The organism is Chitinophaga filiformis, assembly GCF_021646545.1.
Lineage (GTDB): Bacteria > Bacteroidota > Bacteroidia > Chitinophagales > Chitinophagaceae > Chitinophaga > Chitinophaga filiformis_A.
In genome coordinates, this window is the sequence record NZ_JAKIRP010000012.1 from 121842 (window position 1) to 146150 (window position 24309).

The 24309-nt window shown below is 46.8% G+C and carries 17 protein-coding genes and 1 pseudogene; 10 read left to right on the forward strand and 8 right to left on the reverse strand.

Translation table 11 applies throughout. From position 1 onward, the window contains the following. Positions 1 to 332: 332 nt before the first annotated feature. Positions 333 to 908: a discoidin domain-containing protein gene (locus tag L3C95_RS35265; protein WP_410683534.1), complete on the reverse strand. Its 576-nt coding sequence runs from the start codon at positions 906 to 908 to the stop codon at positions 333 to 335. Positions 909 to 1058: 150 nt separating this feature from the next. Next, a pseudogene (locus tag L3C95_RS24780) lies at positions 1059 to 2414 on the reverse strand (alpha-L-fucosidase); the annotation flags it as partial. Positions 2415 to 2983: 569 nt separating this feature from the next. Here L3C95_RS24780 and L3C95_RS24785 point away from each other — a divergent pair. Beyond that, a complete protein-coding gene (locus L3C95_RS24785; protein ID WP_236391827.1) occupies positions 2984 to 4378 on the forward strand; it encodes a Gfo/Idh/MocA family protein in 1395 nt (464 codons plus the stop codon). Between the two features lie 53 nt (positions 4379 to 4431). Here L3C95_RS24785 and L3C95_RS24790 read toward each other — a convergent pair whose 3' ends face one another. Then, positions 4432 to 5760 (reverse strand): sugar MFS transporter, encoded by a 1329-nt coding sequence (locus L3C95_RS24790; RefSeq protein ID WP_236391829.1) that lies wholly within the window; start codon positions 5758 to 5760, stop codon positions 4432 to 4434. A 329-nt stretch (positions 5761 to 6089) separates the two neighbouring features. Between L3C95_RS24790 and L3C95_RS24795 the strand changes: the two genes are divergently transcribed. From L3C95_RS24795 to L3C95_RS24810, 4 genes are read left to right on the forward strand one after another with little or no spacing between them, the layout of a single operon-like run. Further along, entirely contained in the window at positions 6090 to 7760 is a 1671-nt protein-coding gene (locus L3C95_RS24795) for an MFS transporter (RefSeq protein ID WP_236391831.1), read from the forward strand. Then, entirely contained in the window at positions 7732 to 8697 is a 966-nt protein-coding gene (locus L3C95_RS24800) for an ROK family protein (protein WP_236391833.1), read from the forward strand. Before L3C95_RS24795 ends, L3C95_RS24800 begins: the two co-directional genes overlap by 29 nt. Before the next feature lie 38 nt (positions 8698 to 8735). Next, positions 8736 to 9788, forward strand: coding sequence for a N(4)-(beta-N-acetylglucosaminyl)-L-asparaginase (locus L3C95_RS24805; protein WP_236391835.1), 1053 nt, complete (start codon positions 8736 to 8738; stop codon positions 9786 to 9788). Between the two features lie 8 nt (positions 9789 to 9796). Next, a complete protein-coding gene (locus L3C95_RS24810; RefSeq protein ID WP_236391837.1) occupies positions 9797 to 10558 on the forward strand; it encodes a copper homeostasis protein CutC in 762 nt (253 codons plus the stop codon). 82 nt (positions 10559 to 10640) lie between these two features. Here the strand turns inward: L3C95_RS24810 and L3C95_RS24815 are convergent, their stop codons facing one another. The 5 genes from L3C95_RS24815 to L3C95_RS24835 all read right to left on the reverse strand — a co-directional run bounded on the left by L3C95_RS24815 (position 10641) and on the right by L3C95_RS24835 (position 18137). Further along, positions 10641 to 12107: a RagB/SusD family nutrient uptake outer membrane protein gene (locus L3C95_RS24815; RefSeq protein ID WP_236391839.1), complete on the reverse strand. Its 1467-nt coding sequence runs from the start codon at positions 12105 to 12107 to the stop codon at positions 10641 to 10643. Between the two features lie 13 nt (positions 12108 to 12120). Further along, positions 12121 to 15531 carry a TonB-dependent receptor gene (locus L3C95_RS24820; RefSeq protein ID WP_236391841.1) on the reverse strand — a complete coding sequence of 1137 codons (3411 nt, stop codon included), beginning with the start codon at positions 15529 to 15531 and terminating at the stop codon, positions 12121 to 12123. Positions 15532 to 15802: 271 nt separating this feature from the next. Continuing rightward, positions 15803 to 16903 carry a FecR family protein gene (locus L3C95_RS24825; RefSeq protein WP_236391844.1) on the reverse strand — a complete coding sequence of 367 codons (1101 nt, stop codon included), beginning with the start codon at positions 16901 to 16903 and terminating at the stop codon, positions 15803 to 15805. Positions 16904 to 16992: 89 nt separating this feature from the next. Continuing rightward, complete coding sequence (locus tag L3C95_RS24830) at positions 16993 to 17553, reverse strand: RNA polymerase sigma-70 factor (protein WP_236391846.1); 561 nt, start codon at positions 17551 to 17553, stop codon at positions 16993 to 16995. A gap of 164 nt (positions 17554 to 17717) precedes the next feature. Next, positions 17718 to 18137 carry a hypothetical protein gene (locus tag L3C95_RS24835; RefSeq protein WP_236391848.1) on the reverse strand — a complete coding sequence of 140 codons (420 nt, stop codon included), beginning with the start codon at positions 18135 to 18137 and terminating at the stop codon, positions 17718 to 17720. A gap of 330 nt (positions 18138 to 18467) precedes the next feature. Between L3C95_RS24835 and nagB the strand changes: the two genes are divergently transcribed. The 5 genes from nagB (at position 18468) to L3C95_RS24860 (ending at position 24126) form a co-directional block, all read left to right on the forward strand. After that, positions 18468 to 20393, forward strand: a complete 1926-nt coding sequence (gene nagB / locus L3C95_RS24840; RefSeq protein WP_236391850.1) for a glucosamine-6-phosphate deaminase — start codon at positions 18468 to 18470, stop codon at positions 20391 to 20393. A 279-nt stretch (positions 20394 to 20672) separates the two neighbouring features. Further along, entirely contained in the window at positions 20673 to 21107 is a 435-nt protein-coding gene (locus L3C95_RS24845) for a phosphohydrolase (protein ID WP_236391852.1), read from the forward strand. 118 nt (positions 21108 to 21225) lie between these two features. After that, complete coding sequence (locus L3C95_RS24850; protein WP_236391854.1) at positions 21226 to 22122, forward strand: class I SAM-dependent methyltransferase; 897 nt, start codon at positions 21226 to 21228, stop codon at positions 22120 to 22122. Positions 22123 to 22434: 312 nt separating this feature from the next. Continuing rightward, positions 22435 to 23133, forward strand: a complete 699-nt coding sequence (locus tag L3C95_RS24855; RefSeq protein ID WP_236391856.1) for a type 1 glutamine amidotransferase — start codon at positions 22435 to 22437, stop codon at positions 23131 to 23133. A 21-nt stretch (positions 23134 to 23154) separates the two neighbouring features. Beyond that, complete coding sequence (locus tag L3C95_RS24860) at positions 23155 to 24126, forward strand: YpdA family putative bacillithiol disulfide reductase (protein ID WP_236391858.1); 972 nt, start codon at positions 23155 to 23157, stop codon at positions 24124 to 24126. The last annotated feature ends 183 nt before the right edge of the window (positions 24127 to 24309 follow it).

Here is a 24309-nt window from a genome sequence, read left to right on the forward strand (position 1 = left end):
TATCAAATACGAGGTCGTCGGGAAAGATATCTAAAGACATTGAACCCAATAGAGTACTCTCCTTCCATCAGAGAAGGATGATATGCAGAAAGATTATGGGCCGCAAAGTTTTCCAACTTCAGTTCAGCATTAAATTGTTAAAAACTGTCTTTAATAAAATCAAACGCAAAGTTATACTATTATTTTTTTCTGCGGTCAAAAAAATTAAGGACGGTAAGTTAAATTATCAGATAGGTAGTTGCAAATTACGGGCCAACATAGATTTTAAAAATACATATAACAAAAAACTCCCCGTCGGCCTGACGGGGAGTTACTGAAAATCAACTATTTAATTATTTCGTAAGTACACCCAGTTCTGCCACACTGGCCCATTGCTCCTTTTCATTGGCGGGAGCAACTGCCACCAGTCTGATGAAACGCCCCTTCGCCGGATTGTTAAATCGGACTGTTTGTGTCACAGGATTGTTTGCTATGTTGGCAAAGTCTCCCTGTGCCACCGGGTCTCCCCAATGTTTGCCATCTGCACTCACATAGAATGCATACTTATAGATAGCACCGGATTGTGTCACCAGATGTCTCGGAGTATAAGTAAAGCCGGTGAGTGTCAGCACATCCGACAGATCTACCTGGATTTCATGCGGGTATTTTGCTGTATCAGGCTTCACGCTGCTGTTCCAGAAAGTCTCGGGATCACCGTCTATTGCCTTCTCGCCGTCAAAACCTTTGGCATGGCCATCAGTATGCGTCACCTTCCATTTGGCAGGTGCAATGTCAAATATAGTGGTTATCATCGCGCTCGCCTGTTTTCCCTTGTCCAGGAAGGCTTTCGCTTTCACGATACCGCCATCCGGCAGTGGGAAGGGCCCGGTATACTTTGGAGAAGTAAACTTCGGCTCCGTGCCGTCCAATGTATAATGCAGTTCCGGATCATGAGAAGAACAGGTAATGCTTACATTCCCCTGTTTGTCTCGCGATATAACAGGCACTGCCAGTAAGCCCGGCGCCTTGTACAGCTGTACTTCGCTGATCACCGGACAAGCCAGTGCATCGAGTATATTAATACGAACCTGTGTAGTTGTCACATCGGGGAATGACAAAATGCGCTTATGGCCGATGGTGGTGGCAGTCGCTATCTCTTTAAAGGCGCCATCGATCAGCGCTTCTACTGAGAATGACTTCACACGCTGTCCCAGCGCGATGTACTCCTGCAGTACCACCCGGTTGAATACCACAGGCGCTGCAAATGTCAGCCTGATGCTGCCTTTCAATTCGTTATCAGGCGTGGCCCAGTAAGTCTTGTTATTGCCGTCTATCAGGTTGCGTACGTTTACTTTCGTATTGTTTTTACGGGTGACTGTAGCAGTTACCTTTGCTTTCAGTGCCAGATTGTTCTTAAAGGTCGCCTCCCGGAAGCGCCTGAATTCCATGAGGCGGATAGAGTCTGTCGAATAGATCAATCCGCGTCTGTCAACCGGTACGTTCAACAGCATATTGCTATTGCGTCCTACCGAGCCATAATAGATATCCAGCAGGTGCTGCACACTCTTTACCTTATAGTTGGTAGAAGCACTATAGAACCATCCCGGACGGATAGAGACATCGCATTCTGCAGGTATCCATTTCTCACCGTTCATGTTACCTTCATTCAGCACCGACTGAGCAGGGGCCCCTTTACCAGGCGTAAAACCTGCTACATTCAGGGTGGCCCAGTTGGTAGTGCCGGCAATGCCATCTTCGTTACCTACCCAACGGCAACCAGGACCTACGTCGCTGAAGATGATGGCATTAGGCTGATTTTTATACACTGTATTGTGGAAGAGGTCCCAGTCATATACCGGCTTTTTGCCATTCGGACCTTCTCCGTTCGCCCCATCGAACCACTGCTCGAATACCGGGCCGTAGCTGCTGAGCACTTCGTTCAGCGTGTTGGAGAATACCTGGTTGTACTCAGGAGTGCCATAGGCAGGATGGTTCCGGTCCCAGGGAGAGAGGTATACACCGAACTTCAGGCCATATTCCTTACAGGCGACAGACAGTTCTTTCAGCACGTCGCCCTTCCCGTTTTTCCAGGCGCTTTCCCTTACGGTATGAGTGCTGTACTTACTGGGCCAGAGGCAGAAACCATCGTGGTGTTTAGCGGTGATAATGATGGCCTTCATCCCTGCCAGTTTCGCAGTACGCGCCCACTGACGGGCATCCAGCTGACTCGGATTGAACACTTTCGGATCTTCATCCCCATGTCCCCATTCATTGTCAGTAAAGGTATTCGGGCCCAGGTGGATGAACATGTAGTATTCCATGTCCTGCCAGGCTAACTGGGCTTTTGAGGGCAGTGCACCATAAGGGGCAATTTCCTGCGCATGAGCAGTGGCCAGGGTACTGCAAAGCCCCGCCATTAATAGAAATTTTCTCATCTATGATGTTTGTCTTTCGTGGAACCGGAATTGCTCCCGGCGCAATCAGTAGTAATAGACCTGTTTTGTTTATTCCGATACATGCTGTATCTGAGTATACATCTAAAAATAATGCTTAATAAGGCGTTAAGTATACAACAGGAGAAAATTGATGTAGGGAAAGCTAAAATACAGGAGAACCGGTTTAGCGCGCTTCCCTAAAACTTTTATCGGATGTTCCATATCTTCCCGGTACCAATCCGGTACCAATCCGGTACCAATCCGGTACCAATGGCCTCATCTTATGTTCATCCTACGTTTTAAACGTAAGATGAACATAAGATGAGGCCATTGGTACCGGATTGGTACCGAATACATACTATATTGATACCCCATCGCGTGCGCATCGTTTTATCCTGATAACACGGTACATGGCAGGTGCACCGCGGCTCTGCACACACAATGTGCCTCCAGCCGGAAACTATTTTACAAGGGCTATAGCAACTATAACACATTTTCTATACTTTTAGACATCAACTACATACACCAGCAGTCTCGATCTTTTAGCAAGGGCTAAAACCAAACAACGCATGAAAAAGCAGCACTTTCACAGGAGAAACTTTCTCAAAACCACTGTGGCAGCAGGTGTAGGATTGACCCTTCTCAACACGCCCGCCCGCCTCTTTGCAAACACCAAAAAAGAAAAAGTAAGACTAGGATTGATCGGAGTAGGCGCCCGCGGACAAGGGCACCTGGAACTATGCCTTCACCGCGAGGATGTAGACGTTATTGCCATCTGCGACCCTGATACCCAATGGGCTATCCCTAAGTCGCGCGAGTTGATCTCGAAAGCCTACGGCGGTAAGAAAAAAGTGGCCGAATACAGCAACGGCCCTGAAGATTTTTACAACATGCTGAAACGCGATGATATCGATGGAGTGATCATCGCTACTCCCTGGGAGTGGCATACCATACAGGCTGTCGCTGCCATGAAAGCGGGTAAAACACCAGCAGTGGAGGTATGCGGCGCCTCCGACATCCAGGAGTGCTGGAACCTGGTTGATACAAGTGAAGACACCGGCGTTCCGTTGTTTGGCATGGAGAACGTATGCTACCGCCGGGATGTGATGGCTGTATTGAACATGGTACGGCAAGGTCTTTTCGGCGAACTGACACATCTCCAGGGCGGTTACCAGCATGACCTGCGCAAGGTAAAATTCAACAACGGTAAACAGTTGTATGGCGGCGGCGTTGAATTTGGCGAGAAAGCAATGTCAGAAGCCAAATGGCGTACGAATCATAGTGTACACCGCAATGGTGACCTGTACCCGACGCATGGCCTCGGCCCTGTTGCCAATATGATCAATATTAACCGGGGCAACCGCCTGCTGTCGCTCACTTCTGTAGCCACTAAACCAAGGGGCTTACACAAGTACATCGTGGATAATGGCGGTGAAAACCATCCGAATGCTAAAGTAGAATTTAAGCTGGGCGATATTGTCACCACATTGATCCGCACCAATAACGGCGAGACCATCATGTTATCACACGATACCAACTCTCCGCGCCCCTACTCGCTCAACTTCCGCGTACAGGGCACTAATGGCCTGTGGATGGACGATTTCGATTCGATCTATGTAGAAGGAAAAAGCCCTTATGATGAATGGGAGAAAGCAGGCACAGAGAAAGATGCCGGTAGTTATATGGCAAGGTATGATCATCCTTTATGGAAGCGTTACACCAGCAGCGCTGCCGGTGCAGGCCATGGCGGCATGGACTGGTATGTGATCAATTCCTTTGTGGAAAGTATCAAACGGGGCGCACCTTATGCCCTGGATGTATATGATCTGGCTACCTGGTATGCCATCACACCACTGAGCGAACAATCAGTGGCCGAAGGTGGGAATGTGCAGTACATCCCGGATTTCACACGAGGAAGATGGATGAACAGAAAACCGATCTTTGCACTGGACGACCAGTACTAAAAATAAAAAAGCCTTCCGTTGCAACGGAAGGCTTTTTCTATCATAAAGTACGATTATCTCTTACCTACTTTATGCCCTGCTATGGCATAGTACAGGATGTAAATGTAGCAAGGCACCATACAGTACAGGAAGGCATGTCTGAAATCCATGGTGTCTGAATACAGGAAGCCAAACAGCCCCTCTTTGTTATAAAGACCACCGTATATCAGCGGCAGCACGCCACCACCTACAATACCCATTACCAGGAAAGCAGAACCGATCTTGGTGAAAGCGCCCAGCTTATCGATGGCCAGGGGCCAGATAGCAGGCCACATCAGGGCATTGGCCAATCCAAGTAAGGCGATGAATGTAACCGAGGTAAACCCTGTGGTCATGAAAGCACATACAGTAAATATGATGCCGAGGATAGCGGAGATGCGTAAGCTCATATCCTGCGAAAGATATTTCGGAATAGCGATGATGCCGACAATGTATCCCACCAACATCGCCAGCAGCGTGAATGTAGTGAAGTACTTGGTTTTATCAAGGCTCATACCCAGGGCGGAACCATAAGTACCGATCACGTCTCCGGCCATTACTTCTACCCCTACATATGCGAAGATACACAGCGTACCCAGCAACAGGTAAGGATATTGGAAAACGCTTGTTCTGTTATCTGCAACCGATTTACCGGCTCCATCAGATGAACCATTCTTATCTGTTTCAATCTCTGGCAGGGAAGAACGGCTGATGACTACCGCCAGTAAAACCAGTATAATGGCCATAACGATATATGGCACGATCACGCGGGAAGCCAGACTATCCAGTAAAGCGGCTTTCTCTACAGGATCAGTAGCTGCCACGATCTTTGCCTCCAGTTCTGTAGCATTTTTCAGTACGATGGAAGCGAGGATCAGCGGACTGGCAGCACCTGCTATTTTGTTACAGATACCCATGATGCTGATACGTTTAGCAGCACTCTCTATGGGACCAATGATGCTTACATATGGGTTGGAAGCTGTCTGTAATAAGGAAAGTCCTGCGCCCTGTACGAACAGACCGGTCAGGAACAGGCCGAAGCTGCGTGCATTGGCAGCAGGGATGAAGATAAGGGAGCCGGCAGCCATTACTACAAGGCTGAGGGCCATGCCGTTCTTAAAGCCCGTCTTTTTAATGATAAAAGAAGAAGGCACTGACAGGAAGAAGTAAGCCAGATAGAACGCGAACGTTACCAGCAGCGCTTCTGAGATATTAAGCTCACATGCAATGCGCAGGAAAGGTATCAGTGTTCCGTTCACCCACGTTACAAACCCCATAATGAAATAAAGAATCCCCAGAATACTGAGTGCCTGCACATAGCCGGCCCGTTTGGGCGGCGCAAGCGTCGTTGCGGTGTTAGCCATTACTTCCTGTTTATAAATTTTAATGATTTTGATTGATCTTTGCGAACTTAGTTAACTATTTCTGCATTTCATAGGAATTTGCAACCAAATCAGCTTTTTTAATAGATTTAAGTTAAATTCCCATCTTAATTAGCTCAAAAAGTACGCTTTTTTATTCTCAATCCGGAATTTTAATCAGTCTATGTCCAATTTAAATAGAAATTTTATAACATATTAGCTAAAACGTTTTTGCCTCAGGAAAATAGGCACATTTATTTTGAAAATTTAGGAATTCTCGGAAAATAATTTATACATTTATCGCGCAAAAATTACAGTAATTTAACACGTTTATGGCTCAACAAACAAAGCAAAGTACACATCCATCTTTCTTTGTACTGATACTTGTATTTTTTTTCTGGGGATTTGTTGCTGCATCAAACAGCATATTCATTCCCTTCTGTAAGGCCCACTTTCATCTGGGACAACTGGAATCGCAATTGATAGATTTCTCGTTCTACGGCGCTTACTTTATCGGCTCGTTACTGTTGTATCTCTTTTCAGCAATACGGGGCGTAGATATTCTAAACAAGATCGGCTACCAGAAAGGGATCATTTATGGCCTACTTATTTCCGTAGTAGGTGCGGTAGCGCTGATCGCTGCTGTGAACATCGGTAATAAAATGGCTGATGCCACTATGGCCTTTTATCTTATTCTCGGTGCGTTCTTTATTGTTGCCTTGGGCTTTTCTCTGCAGCAGACTGCTGCGAATCCCTTTGCCATCTTATTAGGCGATCCTGCAAAAGGTACTCACCGTCTGAACCTGGCCGGAGGTATTAACTCTTTCGGTACCACCATCGGACCATTAGTGGTGAGCATCCTGCTCTTTGGTTCCGCTAAAGATGCCTCCGTTTCTGCAGATACTGACATCAGCAAAATCAATACGCTGTACGTTCTGTTGATCGTATTGTTCCTGGTAGCTGCTGCTATCTTCTGGTTCTCCAAAATGCCGAAAGGTACTTCTGACGAACCGTTTGAACAGTCTCCACGTGCAAGTAAATCACTGGGAGGTATCACCGCTATGTTCATTCTGATCATGGTCGGTATCGTACTGAATGCGATCAAGACTTCCATCGGATTTTCCGAAACGGCTGATCTGGGATTACCTTTCTTTGTCGTTGGTATCGTAGGTATCCTTGGTATTCTTTATTACTCCCTCAGTAAAGCCCGTCAGGACGGTCATGGCTGGGGAGCAATGAGATATCCTCAGTTGATCATGGGTATGATCGGCATCTTCGTATATGTTGGCGTAGAAGTAACTATTGCCAGCAACATGGGCGCCCTGCTTAAACATCCGGGCTTCCTGACACCGGAAGGCCTGTCAGAGTCCCAGATCGACCCTTATGTATCCCTTTTCTGGGGTAGTATGATGGTGGGCCGCTGGACTGGCGCCATCACCGTATTCAATCTTTCCAAAACTGCCCGTCAGATACTTTCCGTATTCGTACCGTTTATTGCTTACGGCGTCGTGCTGGGTGCAAACCATCTGAAGGGTACAGATGTTAGTGTATTGTTTCCGTACGCCTGGGTGCTGGTTGTTCAGATCATTGGTTTCTTTGCCGGTCAGGAAAAGCCTGCGAAAACCCTCATGATATTTGCACTGCTTGGTATTCTGGCCATGGTAATAGGTCTTTGCACTAACGGTTCAGTATCCATCTTCGCTTTCATCAGCGGTGGTTTGTTCTGTTCCGTAATGTGGTCATGCATTTTCGCACTGTCTATTGCAGGTCTTGGTAAATACACCAGCCAGGGTTCCTCTTTCCTTGTATTGATGATCCTGGGAGGTTCACTGATCCCTCCGGTTCAGGGTGGTCTGGCAGACATTCCTTCAATAGGTATTCATTATTCTTACATTGTAGCTGTGATATGCTTCGCATACCTGGCTTTCTTTGCATTCAGAGTTAAAAACATATTAAAATCACAGGGAATAGATTATGAGTCAGCAATTAGCGGTGGGCATTGATATTGGCGGAACCAATACAAAGTTTGGCATAGTAGATCGCAGAGGTAATATTCTGTGTGATGGCCGTATGCTTACAAATCAACACGAAGACGTTCATGGCTTCCTGGATGAGCTGCATGAGCATCTCTCCGTACTGATAGCACAGGTTGGTGGTATCGAAAACATCAGAGGTATCGGTGTAGGTGCACCAAACGGTAACTTTTATACAGGGAACATCGAGTATGCTCCTAACCTTCGCTGGAAAGGCGTAGTTCCTTTGGCTAAACTGCTGGGTGAGAAATTCGGCGTACCGGCTATCCTTACCAACGACGCCAACGCAGCTGCACTGGGTGAATTCCAGTATGGCGCAGCAAGAAGCATGAGAGACTTTATCGTTATTACCCTGGGTACAGGTGTAGGTAGCGGTATCGTTGCCAATGGCCAGCTGATTTATGGTCATGATGGTTTTGCCGGCGAGCTGGGTCACTGTATCGTGATACCAGGCGGCAGATATCACCCTGGTACCGGTGCTCACGGTTCCCTGGAAGCATATGCTTCCGCTACCGGTGTAACCAATACAGCACTGGAATTCCTGGCTAACCGTCCGGAAACCAAAAGCATTCTGCGCGAACATCCAAAAGAAGAGATCAACTCCAAGATCATATATGAAGCAGCTATGAAGGGCGACCCACTGGCTGTGGAAGTATACCAGTTCACCGGTAAAATACTGGGTGAAGCCTTAGCTAACTTCGTGATGTTCTCCAGCCCTGAAGCCATCGTTCTTTTCGGTGGTCTGACAAAGGCAGGCGACATGATCATGAAACCCGTACGTGAGCACATGGAGAAAAACCTGCTGCCTATCTTCCAGAACAAGGTTAAGCTGGTGTTCTCCGAGCTGAAAGAAAGTGATGCAGCGATATTAGGCGCCAGCGCACTAGCCTGGGAAATGAAAGATTAAACTTTCGGCCGGACATCCGGTATCATAAATAAAGCATTATGCAAGATCGCAGACATTTTCTGAAAGCAGCGGCACTAAGTGCCGCTGCTTTATCTTTAGATGGCATTACATCTAAACCGGCACACGCAGCGCCTTTTGTGAAAGGAACAAAGGCAAAACCCATTGTCGTATCTACCTGGGACTTTGGCCGTGCAGCCAATGAAGCGGCCTGGGATGTACTGAAAACCGGCGGCCGTGCCCTCGACGCAGTGGAAGCCGGCGTAAAAGTACCGGAAGCAGACCCTAACAATCATACCGTTGGTTACAGCGGATATCCCGACCGTGATGGCCGTGTTACCCTGGATGCCTGCATTATGGATGAACTGGGCAACTGTGGCTCTGTAGCCGCCCTGGAACACATTGTACACGCCATTTCCGTAGCACGTGCTGTGATGGAAAAAACACCTCACGTGATGCTCGTAGGCGATGGTGCTCTCCAGTTTGCACTGGCCAACGGATTTAAAAAAGAGAACCTGCTTACACCTGAATCAGAGAAGGCATGGCGTGAATGGCTGAAAAAGTCCGAATACAAGCCTATTATGAACATAGAGAACACTTCCTATGGTCCGGAGAAAGAATCGGCTTTTAACCCGCTAAAACTGCCGGGAAACGTATATAACCATGATACTATCGGTATGATCGCCATGGATGCCAACGGCAACCTCTCCGGCGCCTGCACCACCAGTGGTATGGCTTATAAACTGCATGGCCGCGTAGGCGACTCCCCTATCATAGGCGCCGGCCTGTACGTGGACAACGAAGTAGGTGCTGCCACCTCCACCGGCGTAGGTGAAGAAGTGATCCGCGTAGTTGGCAGCTTCCTCGTAGTAGAACTGATGCGCCAGGGATATTCTCCTGAAGCGGCATGCAAAGAGGCAGTAACTCGTATCGTAAAGAAGAATAAACAAAGAGCCCAGGGCTTACAGGTAGGTTTCCTTGCTATCAATAAAAAAGGTCAGCATGGCGCATATTGCCTGCAGAAAGGATTTAACTATGCTGTAAAGTCTGAAAAGGAAAATAACATCCTGATAGACGGCAAGCACTATTTCTGATAAAAAGAATGGACAAGAAGATCACGCTTGAAATCTGTGCTGCGTCCGTAGCTTCCTGCATTGCAGCTGAAGAAGGAGGCGCACAGCGAATAGAATTATGCGATAACCTGCTGGAAGGCGGCACCACTCCCAGCTACGCTACTATTGCAGTGGCGCGTGAAAAGGTGAATATCGACCTCTATCCTATCATTCGCCCCCGTGGTGGCGACTTTTTGTATGACGACATGGAATTTACCGTCATGCAGAAAGACATCAAACTGTGCAAAACACTGGGATGTAATGGTGTGGTGATCGGCCTGTTAACTGCAGATGGTAAAGTGGATGTAGCCCGTACAAAAGAGCTTGTGAAACTGGCCTGGCCAATGGGCGTTACCTTCCACCGCGCCTTCGACATGACGGAAGATCCGCTGCAGGCAATGGAAGATATCATCGAAACCGGCTGTGAACGTATCCTGACCTCCGGCCAAAGGAACACCGCTACCGAGGGTATCCCTTTACTGAAAACATTGGTAGAAAAAGCAGCAGGACGCATTGCCATTATGGTAGGTTCAGGCGTACGCGCCCACAACATTGCCGAACTGGTAAAAGAGACCGGCGCTGCCGAATTTCACACCACTGCCAAAGCTTATGAGGAAAGCGGTATGCAGTACCGTAACCCTAACGTGAGTATGGGCGGTATTCCAGGTGTACCTGAATATGGTATTTCCAAAACACAGGTAAGTGAGGTAAAGAAGATACTGGCGCAGGCAAAGGAAGCTGCAGGTATTTAAACCGTCAACAAACTTAATCATACTGAAAAGGGCGTCCGCTAATGCGAACGCCCTTTTTTCGGTTTAGATTTGCTGAATATTATCAGATCGGGTTCTGCCTGATAGCCTTATTGGCATTGATCTCATCCTGTGGGAACAGAAACTCCCAACGGATATCATCAACAGGCACTTCCATCGCTCCGGCTGTTAATGCAGTAGTATGATTAGCCCCTGTTCTGTTCAACGGCAGGTGCAGGCGTTTCAGGTCATAAAAACGGAAACCTTCACCCCACAGTTCGATACGGCGTTGTGTCAGAATTTCCTGCAGTAAGGCATCGCCGGTAGCAATGCTTTTTGTATACTGCGGATCACGGTTCACCGCCAGCGTATACAGCGCATCCGCTGCAGCTCCATCCTGTCCCAGATGTGCCATTGCTTCTGCTTCTATCAGGTACATTTCAGCGGCACGCATCAAAGGAACGTCGCCAATGCTGGAGGCAGTAGCTACCAGGAATTTTTTGTTGATGTATGGATATCTCGCGCCATTCGGAGGTACCGGTACGTCCTGCCCATCATTGCTCCACACCTGTTTGCGCACATCCGTATTCGTAATCTTACCGTATAATACAGAGTTGATCGCCTTAGGATTCGTCCTGATATTGCTAGAGTTGTAATTCGCAGACATAAAGGCGAAGAAAGAGTAGAAATAAGTGGTCTGCTCAGAGATCTGGTGGCTGCCCCACATCCACTCTTTATTGCTCACATCATTAAAACCCGTCTTGTAATCGGCATTGCTCATCAGCTCCACACCTGCTCTTGCTTCTGCTGCATAAGTTGCCGCAACTTCCCAATTCTGCATAGTCAGCGCGATACGTGCTTTAATACCCTTTGCTACGTTAATGCTGATATGTGATTTAGGCTTGTTATTGAAACCTGCCAGGTTTACGATAGCATCATCAATATCCTTCACCATCTGCGCATATACCTGCGCTACTGTTGCTCTTGGCTGGCCTGCGGTAGTACTTGTCAGCACCAGCGGCACACCATCCTGTGAGTTGTCGGTAGTGGCATCATAACGTTTGCCATACATCTGTACCAGGTTCCAGTAAGCCCATGCACGGTATGCCTGCGCCTGTCCTTTGATCACCTTCCTGTCGCCATCATCTCCCACTGCCTTGTCAATATTATCAATGATCATGTTGGCATTAGCGATGATCTTGTAATAGAACAGGTAAGTGAATTTCAGAAATGCAGCAGAAGCATTACGGTGTGTCACCCACTGATAGTTTGAGTTGAACCAGCCATTACCAGCCGCCGTCATTACCAGGTCGTCGCCCAGCATGTCATTGTTGATCATGATACTACCCTGACCACCCTGGTCCTGGTTATCATACTGAATGTACAATGCACGGTGTATACCATTGATGGCAGACCATGCATTGTCAACGGTTGTAAACACAGACTCTGACGGATAGGCATCAGTCGGATTGGTATCTAAATAGTCCTTACTGCAGGCACTAAAAATTAAAACAGGTACAGCTATGAGTGTATATAATAATTTCTTCGTCATCTTTTTTTCCATTTTAGAGTGTAACATTAATACCGAGGGTTACTACGCGGGCAGGTACGTATACGTTTGATGTAACACCAGTGAAAGACTGTGTTACGTTCATGCCCTTACGCGCTGTTTTCAGGAACAGGTTCTCTCCGCTCGCAAAAATGTTGGCACTTGCCAGGTGTAATAAAGAAGTATATGCTTTAGGCAGATTGTATCCCAGGCTCACCCTTCTCAGGTTCACAAAGGATGCATCCGTCAGCCAGCGGTCAGAGGTACCGGAAGCAAGGTTGGTCGGATTGGCGAAGTTCATTTTAGGAACGTTCGTTACATCTCCCGCTTTCTGCCAGCGTTGTAATGCGTCTTTATGTAACGCAGTGCCATACACGCCGCCCAGCATCAGGTTCTGATATGTCTGATCATATACTTTACCACCTATCTGGTAACTTACCAGGATGGACAATTCGAAGTTCTTGTAGTTAAACGTATTGGTGATACCTCCATATACATCAGGTATCGCACTGCCTGAATAATGGTAACGGGCATTGGATAACAATGTGGTTACCGTATCGCCGTTTTTGGTGATGCGGGTAGTGTTGTTCGCTGTCGGAGCAGTGTTCTGCGCCCGGTACAACGGAGCACCATCCGCTTCATCTGCGCCCATAAATTCTCTTACCCAGTAGTCGTACTGTGAGTGACCTACCATCAGTTTCTTGGTACCGCTGATGATCTCTTCTTTCGGCAGTTTCGTTACCTGGTTTTTATAAGTTGTTGCATTCAGGTTCACATTCCACTTGAAATCTTTGTTACGCACCACATCAACACCTACCTGGAATTCGAAGCCCTTGTTCCACATAGAACCCACGTTTGCATTCTGTTCCTTCAAACCGCTGGACAGTGGCAATGGAACGCGGAAGAGGAGGTTGTCTGACTGACGGTGGAAGTATTCAATGCTACCACTTACACGCTCATGTAAAAAGCTGAAGTCAACACCTACATCAAAAGACTTATTCTGTTCCCACACGAGGTTACTGGTGAGTGAGCTCTGTAACATACCCGGTTCGTCAGCATTTGCATAAGGCTCATACAATGCCTGCCATGCATAATAGATAGCATCAGAGGTTGCAGTCAGTAATGCATCATTACCTACAGAACCATAGGAAGAACGTACTTTCAACAGATCTATCCAACGGATATCTTTCATGAAATCCTCACTGTTGATCTTCCATGCACCTCCTATTGACCAGAAGTTACCCCAGCGCAGGTCTTTCGAGAAACGGCTTGTACCATCACGACGAAAGGATGCTGAAGCAAAATACTTTTCATTGTAGTTATAGTTTGCACGGGAAAAGTACCCCTCCGTGCGGTATTTATCGGTACGGGAAGTCAGGCTGTTGGTAGTGGTAAAATTACCCAGTTCAGAGTTGCCGTTATCGAGGATGATCTGCTGTCTTGAACCGTAGAAATAATTGTACGTCATGTCATAGTTCTCATGACCAGCCAGTACCTCTACATGATGTAAACCAAACGCATGACTGTAATTGAGCAACTGGTTGAAGGTAAAGCCTGTCCTCACACGGTTAGTACGGCTGGCACGGCCTGCAGGAGCGCCATCACCGATGCTGGTATTATCGAAAGTAGCTACTAGGTCGTTGGTAAGATCTGCACTGATGTTGGTCGTAAATTTGAAGTCACGCAGGAAAGATACCTCGCCAAATGTTCTTGCAGACAAGGTATTACGCTTAAAACTGTTGTCGTTCAGTTCGGTCTCCATGATCACGTGACGGCCCGCATTGGCGCCTGCAGGTCTTGCAGCCTGTCCGCCCTGTGAGCCATCACCGCGGTCATAGATCTGGTTGCCATACTGGTCTAATACAAAAGCACCGGTAGTGGCATCATGTACATGAATGGGATAAATAGGACCCATACCTCTCGTGAAGTTGAACGGGTTTATATAGGACGAGCTGTTATCAACAGTATTCCCCTGGTTAGATTTCACATAAGACCCATTCACGTTAATACCAGTCTTAAACCATTTCAGCGGCGTGGTATTCACGTTTACACGGCCAGTGATCCTTTCAAAATCTGATTTGATCACAAAACCTTTTTCCTTCACATATCCCAGGGAGATGAAATAATCACTCTTGTCTGATCCGCCATTGAAACTAATACCATAATCGCCACGGCTGCCTGTACGCTGAACAGCTTTTGTCCAGTCCAGGTCATCTTCATAAAGCAGTTTGGCGTTAGGATTTATAGTACCATCCGTACGTACGATGTCGTTGTCGGCAACATTAAACGGATTATAACCCAGGCGGGATTTGATATTGGCTGTAGCAGTCTGACTAGCCTGCTCCAGCGTTACCGTAGAGGATATTAAACTATTCCTGTAAGATTCCCACATCAGCGGATAATACTCATAAGCATTTACGCGGTCATATTCGGGAATAGCACGGGAAGTAACACCCTGCATGGCTTTGAATTGAATATGGTTACCATTGCGTTTACCTTTTTTGGTAGTGATGATCACTACGCCGTTGGCAGCGCGGGCACCATATAAGGCGGAAGAAGAAGCGTCTTTTAACAGGGACATACTCTCGATGTCGTCTGTATTGATGCTGGAAATATTACCGGTAAAAGGCACACCATCGACTACATACAGCGGCTCACTGGATGCGTTGATAGAACCCACACCACGGATGCGGATAGAAGGGCCTTCACCTGGCTGACCACTGCCGGCGTTTACCTGTATACCAGGAGCTGCGCCTTCCAGTGCGTTGAACACGTTTGTTACAGGGCGTGTCTGCAATGATTTTGCATCGATCTGTGCCAGGGAACCGGTAAAGGTCTTGCGGCTGGTAGTACCATAGGCAATTACCACCACTTCGTTCAGGCCCTTGGTATCTACCTGCATTACTACGTTGAGGGTGGAACGACCGTTAAGGGCTACTTCCTGGTCCAAATGGCCGATATAACTGAATACGAGTGTAGCAGTAGATGGCGCTTCGATCTCGAATTCGCCTTTCATATTGGTAACAGTGCCTTTATTGCCTTTTGCCACACGTACGCTTACACCTACCAGTGGCGTACCGGCAGCATCTGTTACACGGCCTTTGATATTGATATCTGCTATTACTTCACTTTTGGGCGCAATGCCTACCAGCCTGTCAGACATTACGCGGAATGTAAGTCCGGTGCTGCTTAATGCCTTGTCTAATACCTGTTCTACAGTCTTATCTGTTACAGATACCGTCACCTTCGTATCAGCAGCAATTACATCATTGCTGTACACAAAGCGATAGTCGCTTTGCTTCTCAATGATTTTAAGCAATTTAGCCAGCTTCACATCTTCCAGGTTAAGGGTGAACCTTTTCTGTGAGTATACACTGGCAGACACCTGCATACAGGTCACGAGCGTCAGCAAAAAGGCCAGTTTCATCAGTAGAATTGCTTTTAGGAGAGACTTTGGTTTAGGTAAAAGAAACAGATTAAGTCTGGTTTTTTCCATACTTTTAGATTGTTTAAGGTCAATAAAATGTCGGGCAGGTCTCATCGCCAAATGAAACACCTGTCCCTCGCTGATCTTGGTTGAGGGGGAATGTTGCCGCATTTCCCCTTACTTTTTGTTAGTTGTTAAAATTCAAATAGTTCAATAGTTAAAGTTCAAATAGTTCATAGTTACTTCATAAGTCTTGTCTTGTAAGGTCTGTTTATCGTTCAATGATGATTTTCTTCTTTTCAATGCGGTAGTGAAATGGAGACGTAAACCGGAGCGCTTCTAAAGTCTGGTCAACTGTTTCGTTAATAAAAGTCCCTGTAAAGCGGTAATCTTCCACTTGTTTGTCTGCAAAAATGATCTGTACATCGTACCATCTTTCCATCTTGAGCGCTATATCTGCAAAGCGCTCATTGTTAAACACAAGACAATTCTCCTTCCATGCTGTTTCTGCTACCAGACTGTCGTGCGGATTTACCGTCACTTCTTCCAGCCGGTATGATTCTTTGTCCGGACCCACTGTGGCAGGTACTGACACCATCTTTGGTTGTTGTTCTTCGTTAAATAAAACGATCTTTTGGTTGGGCGATAAAATCACCTTTTTTGGCACTTCGCCTTTTATTGTTACTTCTACTTTCCCCTGTATTAATGAGGTTTCTACAGTCTTGTCCTCTTCATAAGCCCTGACGTTAAAAGTTGTCCCTAATACTGTAATGTCCATCTTTTTTGTATGGATAATAAAAGGTCTTTGTTCGTCTTTAAATACATCAAAAAATGCTTCTCCTTCCAGCACCACCTGTCTGCTGTTGTCATTTCCGTAATCATAGGTCAGCTTACTGCTTACATTAAGGAAAACAACGGACCCGTCGGGCAATGTTACCATCGTACGGGAGCCATGGCGGGTAGATATTTCGCTTACGAGTTCTTTATTGTCGGGTGCTTTACGGTCGCGCAGGCTCCATAATCCAACCATTGCCACTACTATGAGTGAAGCCGCGGCCACCAGCGCTTTGATACCGTTCCTTCTCAGCCAGGACCTGCTTTCCGGCATTTCCGGTCCTGTAACCAGCCCACTTGCTGTTACCTGAAAATCTTGCGGGTACAGTTCCTGCATACGCTGCATATGCTTTTCCAGCGCGGTTTCCGTTTCCCCCGTTATGTCAGGTGTACTCAGTTCCAGCTCCTTGATCAGGGATGCCTGATAACTCAGTGCTGCATCCTCTTTCAACAAAGCCTCCAGCTCCCTTAGTTCATCTAATGTAGCCTCACCTGATATTTTTCTTCCCAGCAATATCCAGGTTCTGTCTTGACTCATAAACTTTTTATGGGCTTTACACTTAATAAGACAAAGGATTTAAAGACATCTACTAAGTCTTCTGAAAAAATATTTTGAACAAGGAAACATTAGCGTTTGGGCAGATACAAACGGAGGGATTCACTGATCTTCTTACAGGCAATGGCCATCTGTACATCGATCGTATTCACAGATATTTCCAGGATGCTGGCCACTTCTTTGTACTTCAATCCGTCTTCACGGATCAGTTTATAGATGATCTTACAGCGCGGAGGCAGGTTATTGACCGCTTCTGCCATTTTACGGGCCATTTCGCCCGAGATCATCAGCTGTTCAGGAGTATTGTCGGCGACAGTCAGTTCTACAGACAATTCGTCTATACTAAAATGCTGTAGCTGTTGTTTGTTCAGATAGTTAAGGGCGGTATTACGGGTAGATACATAGAGATATACTTTCAGGTTACCGACCTGTAAAAGCCGTTCTCTGTTCTTCCAGATGTTTACGAATACGTCTGAAGCTATTTCCTCTGCCTGTTCGTTGGATCTTACGATGGAAGTAGCAAACTGGCACAATGGCTTGTAAAAGAGCCTGAATAACTGCCTGTAAGCATTTTCGTCCCCTGTTGCAATCCTACCGGCGAGCATTTGTAAAGTGGCATGATCTGACTGCACTACGAACTTGGTTGATATTAGTAGATATGCGCGCTGCTATCTTTTATTAATACTAGTGGTTCTCTGCTGGTGGCGGATAAAGTTAAAATAAAAAATGCTTAATACTGAACACATGTTCAATATTAAGCATTTGAAATAATTTGAAATAAATTGATAGTGTCAGGTTATGATATTCCGATGCCTGTTACCCACACAGTCCAGTCTTTATCAAATTTATACCATTCACCTTTAGGGCCCTCCCATTTCCATTCCGGCACTTCAGACCAGGTGGCACCTTTGTCAGCGCTCCACATTAGTTTAGCTTCGCTTACTTTCAGCCAGTGGCCATCTTTATCGGTCCACATACCATCGTCCACAGCAACCCATTTCTTTCCGTTGGTGCTCCACCAGAGCTTTGCGTCTTTGTCTAACTTATACCAGTAGTTTTTTTTGTCTTTCACACCATTCCAGATACCATCTTTGGCTTTCGACCACTCTTCCTGGGCATATTTGTGGTATATGGGGCCGGGGCTTGCTGCATTTACATTCACATGAGCAGCAACGATGAAACAGATGCAAAGCATCGACAGAAATGTCTTTTTCATAAACATGTAAATTTTAAAAATTGATTGACCGGTACGTGACAACAGGGCTGCTTGTAGCGCTCCCGGCTGAAAATTTGAGGTTTTTCTGCGGTCATGCCCTTATAACCGCTTTATTTTTTGCAAGTTTCCGATGTTTGTCTCTGGTAATTAACACGTTTGCATCACTGATGGTTTTATCTCATTTATATATAGTATGTTAAGGGTATTCTGTACATTTATCGAATTCTACGAATATAACTTAAACAAAACCCCAACTTTCTATGTGGATAGAGAGATTTTTTTTAATTTTCCGTCTCGTTTTTAAACCGCATCTAATCCAAAACATAGATCATGACGCTTAATCATCAGGAAATTGAACTGATCGACAGTTTCGAACAAATAGCCGTGGATATACATCCTACGGCTAAGGACGGTTCCAAAGCAGTTGCGCAGGAAATAGCAGCACTGATTAAACAAAGGCAGGGTACCAATAAACCAGTAGTACTGGGCCTTGCAACCGGTTCAACTCCCAAATACCTGTATGCAGAACTGGTAAGACTGCATAAAGAAGAAGGGCTTAGCTTTAAAAATGTGATCACATTCAACCTGGATGAATATTATCCGATTGAAGCAGATGCACTTCAGAGCTACAACAGGTTCATGAAAGAGCAGCTTTTCAATCACATTGATATTCCTGCAGAGAATTGTCATGTTCCGGACGGCACTTTGCCTAAGGAAAAAGTGAAAGAATATGCAGCTCAATACGAGCGCCGCATAGAAGCAGCCGGTGGTATTGATCTTCAGATCCTGGGTATCGGTACAAACGGACATATCGGTTTCAACGAGCCCGGTTCAACCCTGACCTCTCACACCCGCCTCGTTACCCTGGACAATGCTACCAGACAGGCTAACGCATACGAGTTTGCCAATATGAGCCAGGTGCCCCGTCTGGCCATCACCATGGGTCTGAGCACCATTTTCAAAGCTAAACGCATTATACTGCTGGCCTGGGGTACGCACAAAGCCAAGATCGTACGCAGGTCTGTAGAAGGCCACAGCTCCGATCAGGTACCTGCATCCTTACTGCAACAGCACCCTGACTGTAAATTTGTGATCGACGAACAGGCCGCTGAAGAGCTGACCCGTTTCAAAGAGCCATGGCTGACCGGCGACTGCGAATGGACGCCAAAACTCCGTCGTAAAGCTGTTACCAACCTGGCCGTAAAGCTGAACAAGCCGATCCTGATGCTCACAGACAGAGACTACAACGAAAACGGTCTGAATGACCTGATCGTACAGTATGGTTCTGCCTATGAACTGAACATCGAAGAGTTCAACGGTATCCGCGACACCATCACCGGCTGGCCGGGTGGTAAACCAGGTGCACAGCTGCCAAGCCATCCTGAACGTTCAGAGCCTCAGCATAAACGTGTACTGATCTTCTCCCCTCACCCTGACGATGATATCATCTCCATGGGAGGTACCTTCATCCGTCTGCACGAACAGGGACATGATGTACATGTTGCTTACCAGACTTCCGGTAACATCGCTGTAACAGACGAATTCGTACTGCGTTTCATCGACTTCGCCGTAGGTTTCGAAGGTATGTTCGACATAGACCGCAGCAAGAGCTCCCAGATCCTGGAAGATGCGAAAGCATTCCTCCGCGTGAAGAAGCCAAGCCAGAAAGATACTCCTGAGATCCGCGCTATCAAAGGCCTGATCCGTCGTGGTGAAGCGAAAGCTACCTGCCGCTACGTAGGTATCCCTGAAACAAATATTCACTATCAGAACCTGCCTTTCTATGAAACAGGTACGATAGAGAAGAAACCAATGGGTGAAGAAGATATCCAGATGACTGTTGACCTGATCCGTCAGCTGAAACCGCAGCAGATCTATTGCGCAGGCGACCTCGCTGACCCGCATGGTACACACAAGGTATGTCTGGACATCATCTTTGCAGCACTGGAAAGACTGAAACACGAAGACTTCATGAAAGACTGCTGGGTGTGGCTGTATAAAGGTGCATGGCAGGAATGGAACATCCATGAGATCGAAATGGCTGTACCAATGAGCCCTGACCAGGTATTGCAGAAACGCCTTGGTATCTTCATCCACCAGAGCCAGAAAGACGTAGTGCCTTTCCAGGGTACTGACCTCCGTGAGTTCTGGGAAAGAGCAGAAGACCGTAACGCCAACACCGCTAACCTGTACGACCAGTTAGGTTTGCAGAAATATGCGGCTATGGAGGCTTTCGTTAGATATCACTTCATGTAATAGCCAGCTTTAAAAATACATTACGGCCCCCGTTCAGCAAATGGACGGGGGCTTTTTAATTTGTTCGGCCCGGGGTGTGATATTGTTATTTGTTCCCGGGGTTGCCTCCCCGTGATACAAGACGGCACCTGCGGAGCCGATTGGCGCGAATGATTTTGTTGTGTTCCCTTGGGTTGTACCTCACGCTGTAAACACGCAGTCGGTCTGAAGCCTGGCTGATCTACGATCTTTCTCTATACAGGTTTTCAACCTGATTCTTTTTTTCTGTAGCTTTAGAACATGACACTTGCTACAGCTATATCGATTGCAGTTGAAGCCCATGCAGGCCAGCTGGATAAATACGGAGCTCCGTATCTTAAACATGTAATGCGTGTAATGGAACTGGGTAAAACAGAAGACGAGAAGATCGTCGGTGTGTTGCATGACGTAGTGGAAGATAGCTCATGGACCTTTGAACAGCTGGTTGATAAAGGCCTTGCGCCGCATCAGCTGGAAGCGCTGCGTTGTGTGACGAAAGTGTCTGAAGATGAAGACTACGATCATTTCATTAACCGTATCATCACTAACCGGCTTGCATGTGCAGTGAAGATCAACGACCTGACGGATAATATGGATATCAGGCGTATTCCTGAAATATCAGAAAAGGATGTTCCCCGCTTAAATAAATACATCAGGGCTTACAATAAAATTGCCGCTATCATCTCGGGTAAGTAAATAATCGCTACATTTAAGCAGTACAAAATTTGACCAGTATCTATTCAGGTGAGTATGCTGTTGCTAAACCTATCATGTTAATTCACATGTCATACATTTCTAAAAATTACTAAACGTTATGAACCTGGTTCCTGCCGGCAAGGCTGCGACCTATTTAGCCTTATTGCGCGCTATTGAATCGAACCGTCCAGAAAGTAAGCGCTTAATTTATGATCCGTTTGCAAAACTTTTTCTGCCCTCTTCCCTGAGACTGGTTGAAAAACTGTCCCGTATATCCTTCCTGAACAGATTTATTGCCTGGTTTATAGACAGGAACTGGAGAGGAGCGCTCACCTGTTGTTCCGCCAGAACAAGGCTGGTAGATGTGATGCTGGAGAACACTATTCACGATGAAGGCATCAACCAGGTGATTATATTCGGCGCCGGCTATGACTCAAGAGCCCTGCGATTGAAACTGAAGAAACGTATACAGTTTGTCGAGATAGACCATGCCGGCTTTCAGGCTCAAAAGAGAGATATTCTGGAACATAACCGGCGTATGAATGGCGGGGAAGCTGTGATCAATTATGTGCCGGTTGACTTCAACACCCAGGAGCTGGATCATGTAATTCCCCAGATCTTTCAACAGGGTCACTATAAGACCATGTTCATCTGGGAAGGCGTGACTAAGAACCTGACAGCCCCCGTAGCTCCCGCCATGGTGTTTGACTACTTCAAACGTTTCCGCCCCGGCACTATTATCGTTTTCGCCTATATTGACAAGGAGATGCTTGACAAGCCCGAAAAATTTACCGGCGCTACAAGCATTACAAGGCTATTACGCCGCAATAACGAATTCTGGAACTTCGGTATCCATCCTGCCAACATAAAGGAATTTCTGGCCTCCTACAACATGGAACTGATGCATGATCTGGACACTCCCTCCTTCCGCCGCATGTATTATGGCGATGAAGCCGTTCACATGAAAGGTTATGAATTTTACCGTGTAGCCATGGCACGGGTAACAGTTCCATAAGCAAGCCCGCTCCCATCACTTTTGATCCAGTGCCGGAAACCGGCGCGGTGAAGGCCATTGCCTGCTTGAACCGGTTTTGGTACCGTAGACGTCCCGTGTCTTTCCCAATGGTAACGCATATCTAAACCATCATTGACCTACATATAACCCATATATAACCCATATCTTTATAGATATGGCTTATATATGGGTTATATATGGGTTATATCCGGAACTAAGCCGTAGTAGCGGCCTTACAAGGAATATTTGAAAAGCTATAAATGTAGTGTACTTTTTATCAGATTGTTTTACAGTAAAAGAAGATTACATATCATGCATATACACATTTTTCAGCATGTCTCGTTTGAGGGTCCGGGGTGTATTTCGGACTGGGCCAATACTCATCATCACAGGGTTACTTTTACCCGGTGGTATGAACATCCTGAACAGCCGGATATGACGGAGGTTGATCTTCTGGTCGTTATGGGCGGCCCAATGAGCGTCCATGATGAGGCGGCGCATCCCTGGCTGAAGACAGAAAAGCAATGCATACTTCAGGCCATCCAGGCCGGCAAAAAGGTACTCGGCATTTGTCTGGGGGCACAACTTATTGCCACTACACTGGGGGCTAATGTATATCCCAACACACAGCCGGAGATCGGCTGGTTCCCCGTGGTATACTCCACCGCCCTGTTGCCTCCTGCCCTGGCGGTAGAACTGCCGGAGGCCCAGACGGTTTTTCACTGGCATGGAGACACCTTCGACCTGCCGGCAGATGCGGTATGTTTTGCATCCACACCGGTTACCCGCAACCAGGCCTTCCTGATCGGACACAATGTAATGGGACTGCAATACCATTTTGAGGTAACCCCCGAGTCGCTCAGCGAGATGTTGTTACACGGCATGGACGAACTCATTCCGGCAGCCTATGTGCAGGATGCAGATACGATTAAACGCGAACAGCGATATATAGAGGGCAGTAACATAACGATGTACCGCTTATTAGACTTCCTGACTGGCAATTACGGATGATCATTCGTAATTTTAGCATATATGGAAACATACGATATACTGATAGTAGGGGCCGGTCCTATTGGCATTGCATGTGGACTGGCCGCACAAAAGGCTGGATTAAGTTACATTATTGCGGAAAAAGGATGTCTTACCAATTCCCTGTACAATTATCCGCTATACATGACCTTCTTTTCCACTTCGGAAAAGCTGGAGATCGGCGGTATTCCCTTCGTTTCGATCAGCGCTAAACCGATGCGTCCTGAGGCCCTGGAATACTACCGCAGGGTCACTATCTCCAATCACCTCAACGTACGCTTATTTGAGCCCGTAACAGACATTAAACGCACGGAGAATATATATCAGGTCACAACCGATAAGGCGAGCTATAATGCCCGGCATATCATCATTGCTACAGGTTTTTATGATATTCCAAACATGCTGCACATACCGGGAGAACATCTGGCGAAGGTAAATCACTACTATAAAGACCCTCATTTCTATGCGGCACAGAAGGTAGTGGTGATCGGCGCCAACAATTCGTCTGTAGATGCAGCGCTGGAAACTTACCGTAAGGGAGCTGACGTTACAATGGTGATAAGGGAGGATGGGATCGGAAAACGGGTCAAATACTGGGTAAAACCGGATATTGAGAACCGTATAAAGGAAGGCAGTATAAAGGCTTATTTCCATTCCCATGTAAAAGCCGTCAGGGAGAACGAAGTGGACATACTGACACCTGATGGTATGATCACTATAGAGAATGATTTTGTGCTGGCGCTGACAGGCTATCAGCCCAATTTCAACTTCCTGGAAAAGGTGGGTGTGACCCTCAGCCGCGATGCTAAGCGATATCCGACTTATAATCCGGATACCATGGAGACCAATATGCCCGGCTTATACCTGGCAGGGGTGGTATGCGGTGGTATGGACACACATGTCTGGTTCATTGAAAACTCCAGAGATCATGCTGATAAAATCATTGCACATATATCGGGCAGGTTGCGCGAATAATGCGGGAGCTGTATCCAATGTGATGCAGCCTTTTTGTTCCGTTACCTGATGGGCCGATAGTCGTTTAAGTGGGTTTTAGCGCCCTGGCTCTTTTGATACATCCGAATAAACACGCAGCCCGCCGGCTGGTGCGGCGGGCTGACGGAAGCGAGAGAATGTGTCCTGCGCTTCTTCAATATGTTC